The 11056-nt window shown below is 39.6% G+C and carries 11 protein-coding genes and 2 pseudogenes; 7 read left to right on the top strand and 6 right to left on the bottom strand.

What is annotated here, in order from left to right; translation table 11 throughout:
- Positions 1–113 precede the first annotated feature (113 nt).
- A pseudogene (locus tag V7K53_RS27780) lies at positions 114–347 on the top strand (DUF1802 domain-containing protein); the annotation flags it as partial.
- 71 nt (positions 348–418) lie between these two features.
- Here the strand turns inward: V7K53_RS27780 and V7K53_RS27775 are convergent.
- Positions 419–781: an aspartyl protease gene (locus V7K53_RS27775; RefSeq protein ID WP_335200702.1), complete on the bottom strand. Its 363-nt coding sequence runs from the start codon at positions 779–781 to the stop codon at positions 419–421.
- Entirely contained in the window at positions 778–1095 is a 318-nt protein-coding gene (locus tag V7K53_RS27770) for a hypothetical protein (RefSeq protein ID WP_334708997.1), read from the bottom strand. Before V7K53_RS27770 ends, V7K53_RS27775 begins: the two co-directional genes overlap by 4 nt.
- A 769-nt stretch (positions 1096–1864) precedes the next feature.
- Here V7K53_RS27770 and V7K53_RS27765 point away from each other — a divergent pair.
- A complete protein-coding gene (locus tag V7K53_RS27765; protein ID WP_335200701.1) occupies positions 1865–2524 on the top strand; it encodes a Nif11-like leader peptide family natural product precursor in 660 nt (219 codons plus the stop codon).
- 203 nt (positions 2525–2727) lie between these two features.
- Here V7K53_RS27765 and V7K53_RS27760 read toward each other — a convergent pair whose 3' ends face one another.
- From V7K53_RS27760 to V7K53_RS27750, 3 genes are all read right to left on the bottom strand, one after another.
- Positions 2728–4314, bottom strand: coding sequence for a glucose-6-phosphate isomerase (locus tag V7K53_RS27760; protein WP_335200700.1), 1587 nt, complete (start codon positions 4312–4314; stop codon positions 2728–2730).
- Between the two features lie 111 nt (positions 4315–4425).
- Positions 4426–4683 (bottom strand): cytotoxic translational repressor of toxin-antitoxin stability system, encoded by a 258-nt coding sequence (locus tag V7K53_RS27755; protein WP_174712487.1) that lies wholly within the window; start codon positions 4681–4683, stop codon positions 4426–4428.
- 60 nt (positions 4684–4743) lie between these two features.
- The gene (locus V7K53_RS27750; RefSeq protein ID WP_104907481.1) at positions 4744–4941 is read right to left on the bottom strand and encodes a hypothetical protein; all 198 of its coding nucleotides are present in this window, start codon (positions 4939–4941) and stop codon (positions 4744–4746) included.
- 184 nt (positions 4942–5125) lie between these two features.
- On the opposite strand from V7K53_RS27750, the gene V7K53_RS27745 reads away from it, so the two are divergent.
- The 5 genes from V7K53_RS27745 to V7K53_RS27725 all read left to right on the top strand — a co-directional run bounded on the left by V7K53_RS27745 (position 5126) and on the right by V7K53_RS27725 (position 10617).
- Entirely contained in the window at positions 5126–6259 is a 1134-nt protein-coding gene (locus V7K53_RS27745) for a branched-chain amino acid ABC transporter permease (protein WP_335200699.1), read from the top strand.
- Positions 6249–7031, top strand: coding sequence for an ABC transporter ATP-binding protein (locus V7K53_RS27740; RefSeq protein WP_334936033.1), 783 nt, complete (start codon positions 6249–6251; stop codon positions 7029–7031). The genes V7K53_RS27745 and V7K53_RS27740 overlap by 11 nt, the downstream gene beginning before the upstream one ends.
- A 340-nt stretch (positions 7032–7371) precedes the next feature.
- Positions 7372–7494: a hypothetical protein gene (locus V7K53_RS27735; RefSeq protein ID WP_335200698.1), complete on the top strand. Its 123-nt coding sequence runs from the start codon at positions 7372–7374 to the stop codon at positions 7492–7494.
- A gap of 255 nt (positions 7495–7749) precedes the next feature.
- Positions 7750–8619: a substrate-binding domain-containing protein gene (locus V7K53_RS27730; protein WP_335200697.1), complete on the top strand. Its 870-nt coding sequence runs from the start codon at positions 7750–7752 to the stop codon at positions 8617–8619.
- Between the two features lie 12 nt (positions 8620–8631).
- Entirely contained in the window at positions 8632–10617 is a 1986-nt protein-coding gene (locus V7K53_RS27725; RefSeq protein ID WP_335200696.1) for a sensor histidine kinase, read from the top strand.
- A gap of 36 nt (positions 10618–10653) precedes the next feature.
- Here V7K53_RS27725 and V7K53_RS27720 read toward each other — a convergent pair.
- Positions 10654–10965: pseudogene (locus tag V7K53_RS27720) on the bottom strand (Uma2 family endonuclease); the annotation flags it as partial.
- Positions 10966–11056: the final 91 nt, after the last annotated feature.

The raw sequence follows: 11056 nt of genomic DNA, 5'->3' as shown, positions 1-11056 counted from the left end.
AGTTCATGTAACTCTTGCACTGACTCAAATATTTCTACTTTAGTGACTCCAACCATTTCCGCCCGCTCATATTTACTCCTAATTTATCTGTATCACACTTTTCGTGAATTGGTATTACCCAGCTTGTCAAAAACTATTTAGAAAACTCAGGTATAGAATCTACTGGTGTTGAAGCTCTACATGGTGCGTATTTCGGATCGCATCCGCCACAGCCAATCAAACTAGCAGAAATGCACGAAATTCTGATAGAACTTTCCTCGCCCTTAACAGGCTATTTAGGACGAATTAAAGGTAGTGGTGGGAATAGCGATCGCTTTTACTTTCTCCGAGATTTACCTATTAACTAAATATAGTAATTTTTTTTACTTATGTTTTATCTGGGTATTTGCTATTCATTTAAAAATAACTGCGATCGCAGTTATCCTAAAGTTAATATACCAGCCTGATAATTCACCACTAACGGCAGAATTTTTAGCCATTCTGAGCCTAACAATACTTCCGTAATTTCATTGCCCACATAAACGTTAATTTCATACTCTTGTTCGTTTAATATCACCTTGCCTAAATAAATATCAAATCTTGATTCTCCCTTAGCAGTTCGTAGAGATTCCTCACCTATATAAAACCAGTCTAGACCCTCTAAATCTTGTTTGTTAATAGCGAGAAAGCCTGTAAAACCAGTATCCAACATAGCATCTACAGGCAAATCTAATCCATCAGATGTAATCAAATCAATTTCAAAAAATAGTTGCCCATTATCTCCAAAGTCCCCCTGAATCATATTGTGCCAGTTGTTCCCGTTTCATTTAAACAGAATACACAATGTCTACTATTTGAGTATTTTTCAAGGGATTTTTTATGAGCTTGCATTTTATCCACATCAATTAAGTAATCACCACTATTTGGCTCTACTGCAATATACCAGCCGTAGTGTTCCTTGATCAAATCGGGACGTACACGCTCAAAAATTTCCCGACAGCGATGATAAAATGCCTCATCTTCAGCTTTGCGTCTAGCAAGTTCTTCTGGTGGTAAAGTACGTTCTGGGAAAATTCTGCCTCTACGCGCAGGTTGTTTTGCAGTTGATTCAGCCATAGTAATTAGCCCTATTTGTTAATGCTGTCTTAACTTTATTTTACAGGAATATAAAGGCGATCGCTTTTACTTCCTCCGCAATTTACTTATTAACTAAAGATAGTACAATCTATCTCTTTTCTTTTCTCTGCGTTCTCTGCGTCTTCTCTACGAGACGCTGCGCGTTGGCGAAAGCCTCTCGTAGAGAAGGCGGTTCGTTTAAAAATAACTGAAGTGCGATCGCGATTCCATTTATCTCAAAGTTAATATACCAGCCTGATAAATCACTAACTCCATTTTGTTATGCTGCCTTAACTTTATTTTAGAGGAAGACAAAGGCGATCGCTTTTGCTTCCTAAGTAATTTTGCGATAATAATTAGCACTAAAATATACTTTTCAATAATTTCTATGCTTCTTGATAACACACTATACTTAGCTTTCTTCTCCGTAGTAATATGCGGTTCGTTTTAAAATAACTAAAGTGCAGATTGCTATACAATTAATTCCTTCATGAATAATTAATACTATCTATTGACTTAATTTTATTTTATGAGAAGCAATAAAAATCTTAGGTGCAGTCCACCCCAAGGCATCGCAATCTTTCATTTTCACCTCAGTAAATGTTATTTATAGTGACAAACTTTACAATAAATTCATACTTAGCCACTGTGTAATTTCATTTACATAAGATAAGAACTTAGTACTGTCGAAGAAACACATTATACTTACTACACTGGTGTTCATTAATCATAAACCTCTACCAAGTTTAAAACTTAGGCAAGATGACCCATGTATTATCAAATTTGGAATTTCTTTCTTAAAGAAGATAAATACATCTATTGGAAAGAAAAAATAAAAGTTAACAAAAACTTTGACAAAGTTACATGGCAAAAGATCATTGATTTCTTGTCATTAGTAGAGCAAACTTTCCAGTTGAAAAGTCAACTAGCAGAAACTGATAGCCTTGAGCCGTTTCTCAAGTTAGCAAGAGAAAACGGTTACAATTTGACCGCAGAAGAACTCGCCTGGTTTCTGGTTACGAGAAGACAGATTTGGGATCTTTTTGATTTTGCACAAAAAACGCCATCTCTCAAGGAAGAATTACTAATAGCTAAAGAGCCACAGCAGTTTATCGACATCGCTGCCGAAAATGGCTATTACTTTTCTGTAGATGAGTTAGCTTGGCTATTAATTGACATCAAATCATCATCAGATTTAGTATCTATTAACAACAGCGTTGGTGAGATTCTCACAGTATCAAGCTACGGCAGAATTGAAACAGGATACTGGATTTGGCTAGCAGAACATTGGGGAATTGTGCCACCATTTTGTCATCGAGATAAACCGAGTACTTTCTTATGTCAAAATGTCAACAATCCTTTTTTACCCGATCGCTGTTTTTTACCCAAGAGTTACTTTAATCAACGCCTGATGGCAATTCATAATTAAAATAAGTCGTAATTAGGTAAAGGAAGAGAAGAAAGCAATACTTAACCAAATGGTATTGAGTTATGAAACTTAATTACGAATTACGAATTATACAGTGAAGCATCCTAGACAGAAGATATATCTTCTATTTAGGATGCTTCACAATAAAAAATTGTTGTTGAGACAACAAATCGGGACAAAATCTGAGATTTAGATTAGAGCTATCAGCTAGCAGAAACGGTCAAACTACCGGGTTTCTGAAGATCGCCTTGTAAAACTACACCCCGCTGATTGGCATGGATGTGACGCAAAATCTTGTAAATTGCCTCAACTTGGTCTGATGCGCCTGCCTTCTCGGCGAGTTCGTCAAGAGTAAGGGGAGTTTTTTCTTTTTGTAGCACTGCTACCACTCGTGTTTGTAAATCGAGAATGGAGGCGGCAGCTTTTTTGCCAGCTTCTACACCTGGTTGATGGTAGGCGTTGACGTTGACCAAACTAGCATATAAACCAACAGCACGTTCGTACAAAGCAATTAATGCCCCTACAGTTCGGGGATTAACTTGGGGAATCGTGACTGTAATCGAATCGCGGTGATTTTCATAAAGCGCTTGTCGGGTTCCTTGGAGAAAACCGGAAAGATAATCGCCTGATGTAACTCCAGGATCTATTTCAGTAGATGGCCCTTGACGATCTTCCAACACTTCAATGAAGGTAGCAAAGAAATTTGCTACACCCTCGCGTAACTGCTGGACGTAAGCGTGTTGATCTGTTGAGCCTTTGTTACCATAAACGGCGATACCTTGATGGACAACGTTGCCGTCTAAGTCTTTCTCCTTACCCAAGGATTCCATCACCAGCTGTTGCAAATAGCGACTGAATAAAAATAAGCTGTCCTTGTAAGGTAGAACAACCATATCTTTTTCGCCCTTGCCGTTACCTGCAAAGTACCAAGACAAAGCAAGCAAGGCTGCTGGGTTATTTTTCACATCTGGGACGCGGGTAGCGTCATCCATCTCTTTTGCGCCATCTAGCATAGCGCGAACATCAATGCCTTGTAATGCCGCTGGTACTAGCCCTACAGCAGACATTTCTGAGGTGCGTCCTCCTACCCAGTCATACATCGGAAATCTGGCTAGCCAGCCTTCTTCTTTGGCCAATTTATCGAGGTTGCTATCAACGCTAGTAATTGCTACCGCATATTGGGCAAACTCCAAATTATGTCCGGCGTAAGCTTTTTTAACTTCAATCATGCCGTTGCGGGGTTCCGGTGTTCCCCCAGATTTGGAGATCACCAAAACCAAAGTGCTGGCGAGGCTATTTCGGAGATGATTGATAACGCGATCGATACCTGCGGGATCGTTGTTATCGATAAAGTGAAGTTTCATCGGCGGGAAATCAGGAGCGAGAGCTTCCGCAACGAATTGGGGGCCGAGAGCGGAACCACCAATTCCGATGGAGATAATATCCGTGAAGCGGCTTGCTCTGGGAGGATGAATAGCACCTGTTTGGACTTTTTCCGCAAAGGCTTCGATTAGTTCTAAGGTTTGGACTATTTCTTGTGTAAGTTCTGGAGCTGGCGCTAAATCAGGATTTCGCAGCCAGTAGTGTCCAACCATGCGGTTCTCGTCGGGATTTGCGATCGCACCCTTCTCTAGTTGAGCCATATCCGCAAACGCCTTGTCAAACTTCGGCCGCAACGAATCCACGAAGGCATCATCGAACCGCATCCGACTTATGTCTAAGTACAGTCCCAATCCCTCGTGGAAATATAACCAGTTTTGGTATCGTTGCCAAAGTGCCCTAGCATCCATAGGGAAATCTCAAATAAAGTGTTTTTCAAAACCAGTTTAATGTAAGGTTATAGCGATCCCTGCCTAGCCTTATACAGTTTACAGTTTTAAGTGTTCCCTTGACTCTTGACTTTAAACATCTGGCATAGGGATGACACGCAGAAATTTCACAATTTCACCTCTAATTTCTATACCAATCAGATAATTGTCTAGGGTGAAACGGTGAAAAATGCCTTCATTATCAAGCTGTCGCAGTTCTTTTAAATCGCTCAACTGCCACTTTTGGGCTAACTCAATAAAAACAAAATCATGTACCCGCTCGTAGGCGGCAGGTTCTAAATTCTTCAGGTCTAGCAAAAAAGACCTGGCATAGCGCATTTCCAGACTCACTGGGCGTTACCTTCACCAAAACTTGAGGGGCCACTGGCACTAGCTCAAAGCGCTGCTGAATCAGAAAAACATCAACAGTCTTACCGCTTCTTCATGGGTTAAGATATCCCACGGTTGCTGCGATCGCTTGACTTTTTGTATCGCTTTGAGCATATAAAAGTCATAATGTAAAGCTTCAAGAACATTCCAAATGTCTTGCAAATCGTCATCGCCTAACTGCTCGATTAAGTGATGCATTCTAAGTCGCAGCAAATTCATACGTAAATTATTCCCTACCAGCAAATACCAACAATAAATAGTATTCCCATAAAATTAGCTACGCTCAAGCTACGCTAAAATTTATTCGCCCGGCGAGGGGGCAGGGGAATCAATTCAAAATTCAAAATTAAAGAACTTCTGCCCCATGCCCCATGCCCAATTCCCAATGCCCAAATAATTTAATATGGTTGACTATCTCATTTTCTTAGCAATTTCTACAGCACTTTTTGCTCTATTCGCACTAGGACTGAATTTACAGTGGGGCTTTACCGGATTAATTAACTTTGGTCATATTGCTTTTATGACTCTAGGAGCATATACAACGGTATTGTTAAGCTTAAAGGGCGTACCCCTACTTGTATCGGCACTGGCTGGGGCAATTGTCGCAGCCTTATTGGGTTTGATAATTGGTTTTGTAACTCTCCGCTTACGGGAAGATTATCTAGGAATTGTCACCATTGGTACGGGCGAATTAATTCGTTTGGTGGTAAATAATCAGGAATTACCCGTGGGTGACACCTGGATTTCTGGCGCGTTTGGTGTCCAAAGTTATCCCATACCCCTATCCACAGAACCAAGTTTGTTTGTCAGATTAGTAATGATTGGGCTTTTAACGCTCCTGGCTGCTGTAACTTTCTTTTCTTTATGGCAATGGATTCGCACCACTCAAATATCTCGGACTACTGATTTAGGCAAAAGAACGACTAGCAAACAAGAATTTATATCACGCTTGGGTGTGGGAATTGTGTTGGCACTTTTGGCGGCAGCGATTTATATTTCTGGGGTAATCGGACTGTATAATTACAACCCAAAAGCAGGTTTAATGCTGGTGTTGCTGCTGGTTTTAGCATTTGTATACTGGCGTTTAGAAATTTTGGTGCGATCGCCTTGGGGTAGAATTCTCAAAGCCATCCGTGAAGATGAAGAAATTCCCAAGGCGCTGGGAAAGAATGTCTTTTGGTATAAATTACAATCTCTCATGTTAGGGGGTGCGATCGCGGGTATCGCTGGTGCTTTCTTCGCTTGGCAACTCAGCGCCATTTACCCCGATAATTTTCAACCGCAGATCACCTTTGACACTTGGATTATGGTGATTTTAGGCGGTTCTGGGAATAATGTCGGCACAATCGTAGGTGCGGTAATTTTCTTTGCTTACGATGCGCTGACGCGAGAAGTCTTACCCAGAATCGTTTCCCTTGATGAAGCACGTTTGGGCGCATTTCGCATCATGGTAATCGGATTAATTTTGATGGTACTGATGATTTGGCGTCCTCAAGGTATCTTAGGGAAAAAAGAGGAACTCACCCTTGGTAAATAACTATTCATCCCCACTTCCCCTTTTGGCAGCCACTGGACTTTCTAAAAGCTTTGGTGGTGTCAAAGCAGTTAATGAGGCAAGAATCGAAGTTGCTAAAGGCAGTATTACGGGCTTGATTGGCCCCAATGGTGCTGGTAAAACTACTTTATTTAACTTACTCTCAAACTTCATTCGCCCTGATAAAGGACGAGTAATTTTTGATGGCGAACCGATTCACAATTTGCAACCATATCAAATCGCCCAGCAGGGAGTAATCCGCACCTTTCAGGTTGCACGAACTCTCTCGCGGTTGTCGGTGTTAGAAAATATGCTGCTGGCGGCGCAAAAACAAACGGGTGAAAATTTTTGGCAGGTGCAGTTGCAACCGCACATCGTCGCCAAGGAAGAAAAGCAACTGCAAGAGCGAGCAATGTACCTATTAGAGTCAGTGGGCTTGGCAAAAAAAGCACACGATTACGCTGGTTGTTTGTCTGGCGGACAACGCAAGCTGCTAGAAATGGGACGAGCGCTGATGACGAATCCCAAGTTAATTTTGTTGGATGAACCGGCTGCTGGGGTGAATCCAAAACTGATTGATGATATTTGCGATCGCATTATCACTTGGAACCGCCAAGATGGCATGACCTTTTTGATTATCGAACACAATATGGATGTAGTTATGTCCTTGTGCGATCGTGTTTGGGTACTTGCCGAAGGGCAGAATTTGGCTGATGGTACACCAGCGGAGATTCAAACTAATCCCAAAGTTCTAGAAGCTTATTTGGGAAAATAAGGTGAATTCTAGTAATAAATTTACCATAGCCGTTAGTTTCGACTTTGCTCAACCAACTGAGTGGTCGAGAGTTGAGCGTTCGCGTAGCGTCTCGCAGAGAAGTCGAAACTCGTCAACACTGGTATTTTTTTCATCAGAAATCACCTAAAGTGTGATTGGCTTTCTGTTCTAAAACTCTCCCACGCAGGGAGAGAGGCTTTCATTCTGGCTCGGATTCGCTGCTAAGAAACGGTTTAAGGCTTAGGTTTGAGAGAAAGTTCCATACAGTGTCAAATCTTCGGAAATTTGGCTCTTGTTAAAATCGTGTTGTATATCTCAGTAAAAAAAGCTTTTTATGTCAATGATGACAATCAGAGATTTAGAGCAAGTTCAAACCGCTTTTACTGAAGCAGGTTTAGATTACCAGTTGGAACTCGAAAATGAGAAAATTTCAATTTTAATGAATAACTTTGGTAGTAACTGAACAGCATTATCACTTGGAAGCGTCAAGATGGCATGATCTCCAAAAGTTTTAGAAGCTTATTTAGGAAAATAATTTGGTCAAGTAAAAAACATATTTGCTAATGAAAGTCACATATCCCCGACTTATCAAATAAATCGGGGATTTTATTTATGATGAATCATTTCATTTACCCGTTACATTTTATAAGTATTCGGGAATATTAAGTTATGAAAGTTTAGGATAGATATCTGGTTTTGGATATTTCAAGACTCACTTATGAAAAAGATTGCTCAGTCAATGATTGTCGGCATCATCTTCTTTGGTATGTGCGGTTGTAACTCAGTCAAACCAACTGATTTAACCAATGCTAATCAAGTTACTAATCAAGCCGATTCTCAAACTCAAAAACTTATCAAAATTGGTGGTTCCAGTTCAACAATAACGGTTTTAAAACTTTTAGCACAAGCTTATCAATCTCAAAACAAAAATGTCAAAATTGAGTTTATCTCAAATAGCCAATCTGAAGGTGCGATCGCAGCCCTAAAAAACGATATTATTGATATCGCTGGTAGCAGTCATAAACTCAAACCAGAAGAAGATAACGGGAAAATTCAATATCGTGAACTTGCACAAGATTTGTTAGTTGTCGCCACCCATAACAGTGTTAAAGGTGTTACTAACTTATCAACCAAGCAATTAAAATCCATTTACAAAGGTGACATCACCAATTGGCGAGAATTAAGCGGTTCTAATGCAAATATTGTACTGTTGGATAGACCCGAAGACGAGTCAGCAAAAAAGTTATTGCGAAAATATTATTTGGGTGAAGAGAAGACCACAGCGAAAGCCGTGATTTTAAATAAAGAGGGAGAATTGATCGAAACTTTACAAAGTACTCCTAATTCCATCGGTGCTTTTTCTTTGGCCTCTTCCCTTATCAATAAATTGCCTGTCAATCATCTCAGTCTCAATGGTGTTGCTCCTGAAGCACAAAACTTTGCCACTGGTAAATATCAAATGGTGCGTCACATAGGTATTCTCTGGGAAAAATCACCTTCAGTAACTACTCAAGGTTTTATTGATTTTATCTTTAGTAAAGAAGGCGAAAAACTACTACAAAATAATGGTTTTGTTACTGCCAAATAAATTGAATATCCCATGCAGAGATTTTTCAGGGGGCTGAGACTCAGCCAAAAAATTGTTCTACCGCTGCTTGCAGTTTGTCTTAGCGTCTTTATGTTGGGCTTAGTCGTGTTAGGACAGTGGTTTACGGATAGTTTGAATCAGAACTTTAGCCAACAAATCGGTAGTTTTAGCGAACGAGTTTATCAGGATTTTCAGCATGAACAGCAAACACTAGAAACTGAAATCGAGCTAATTGCTAATCGAGATATGCTGAATCAGGCTGTGGAACAGCGTAATCAAGGGTTGCTTTTGCAGATATTATTACCACTTAAGTCTATTTTGAAATTGGATTGGATTAAGGTAATCGATACTCAGGGCAATGTCCTCATAGATTTACGGAATAACTCCTTAAGTCAAGCCAAGTTTCTAGACAAAATAGTTACCAGCACTGCTAGTAGAGGAGCGCATTTAGTCGATTTGGTAGATGTAGAAGGCAAGCAACAAGTTCTACAAGTAGTAACAAATGGAATCAAATCATCAGCAGGACTCTTGGGAGGAATCATCATTGGTAACTTAGTAGACGATACTCTACTGCAAAAAATTGCTGCGGGTTCCTCTAAACATCTGATTGTCCAGAGACAAAATCGTGTAGTTGCGGCAACCTTGTTGGCATCCAAAAGCGGAACTTGGCAATTTCCTCTTCCTGATTTGCCTGCTAGACGAATCACTATTGATAACAAAAACTATTTAGCGAAAAGTATCGTATTTACAGGAGCAAGTCAGTCTTTAACAACTACAGTGTTGTATTCCATATCATTGTTAGAGGTTGCTCAATATAAGTTATGGGAACATTTAGGACTATTGTTTTTGTTGGGAAGCAGTATTTTAGCAATTACTGGGTTTTTAATTGCGCGAACAATTACTCGTCCTCTCAAAGCTGTCACACAGGTAGCACAACGAGTTACCCAAGAATCTAATTTTGATCTCCAAGCTCCCGTAACAACTGAAGACGAGGTGGGAATCTTAGCTATTGCTTTTAACCAGCTAATTCAACAGGTAAAGCGACTCCTAGCAGAACAATATGAAGCGAATCAAAAGCTAGAAGTTTATAGCCAAACACTTGAAGAGAAAATAGAAGAACGAACACAAGCACTGCGACAAAAAAATATCGTTCTCAAGCAAACTTTACAGGAACTCAGGCTTACTCAGTCCCAATTAATTCAGAAAGAAAAAATGTCTTCTTTAGGACAGTTGGTTGCTGGTATTGCTCATGAAATCAACAACCCTGTTAATTTCATCTATGGCAATCTCAAGCACACTGATGATTATACTCAACAGTTATTGTGGTTACTTCAACTTTATCAAAAATATTACCCCTACCCAGAACCAGAAATTCAAAATGCTAAAGAAGAAGCTGATATTGAATATTTAACAGAAGATTTGCCTAAAATGTTGACTTCCATGAAGATTGGAGCCAGTCGCATTCGGGAAATTGTCCTTAGTTTAAGAATCTTCTCTCGTTTAGATGAAGCCGAGTTTAAAACCGCTGATATCCATGAAGGGATTGAAAGTACCCTGTTAATTTTACAATACCGTCTCAAATCTCAAAGCCATCGACCTCAAATCACAGTGATTAAAGACTATGGTGAAATACCTAAAATTCAGTGCTTTGCAGGACAATTAAATCAGGTATTTATGAACATCTTGGCAAATGCGATTGATGCTTTAGAAGAGGCTTTTCAAAATGGGATTTGTCCAGAACCAATAATTCGTATTTCTTCAGCCCAGGTGAATGAAAATATCGTTATTCATATTGCTGATAATGGCACAGGGATTCCAGAAGCAATCCAGTCACATCTATTTGACCCCTTTTTCACCACAAAACCTGTTGGCAAAGGTACTGGTATGGGATTATCAATTAGCTACCAGATTATTACTGAAAAACATGGTGGTTCGTTACGGTGCATTTCATTACCAGAACAGGGTGCAGAGTTTGTAATTACAATCCCGATTCGATAAGTGACTTTTGACAATAGTTCTATAAAATTTCTTTTTTCAATCTTCGTTATTTTCTCCAAAATTGACTTGCTCATAAAGGTCGCGCAATTCAATTTGAAAATCAACTGTTTGCAGTGATAAAATTGCAGATTCATGTTCAAGTTCAATGAATGACCATTGACTTTCCGCAGTTTTTACATAATGCATCACATGATACTGATATTGATCGATTAAAATATATTCCTTGAATTCGGGAATAGAGCGATAATAAAGAAACTTATCGCCTTGATCGTAATTTTTGGTCGATTTAGATAAAACTTCAGCAATTAACATCGGATTCATAACGGTTGTTGTGCTGGTTCCTGTATAGAACCCATTTGACATCTAAGAAGGTGCAGCAAGCCTCTTAACCATCAACCGAATAAAACAAAGATTAACCTTGGCAGTCGCATTAGCTAAA

This window comes from Nostoc sp. (assembly GCF_036917355.1).
Taxonomy (GTDB): domain Bacteria; phylum Cyanobacteriota; class Cyanobacteriia; order Cyanobacteriales; family Nostocaceae; genus Nostoc.
Note: the sequence above shows the minus strand (reverse complement) of the source record. Positions and strands in the feature narration are given on the sequence as shown.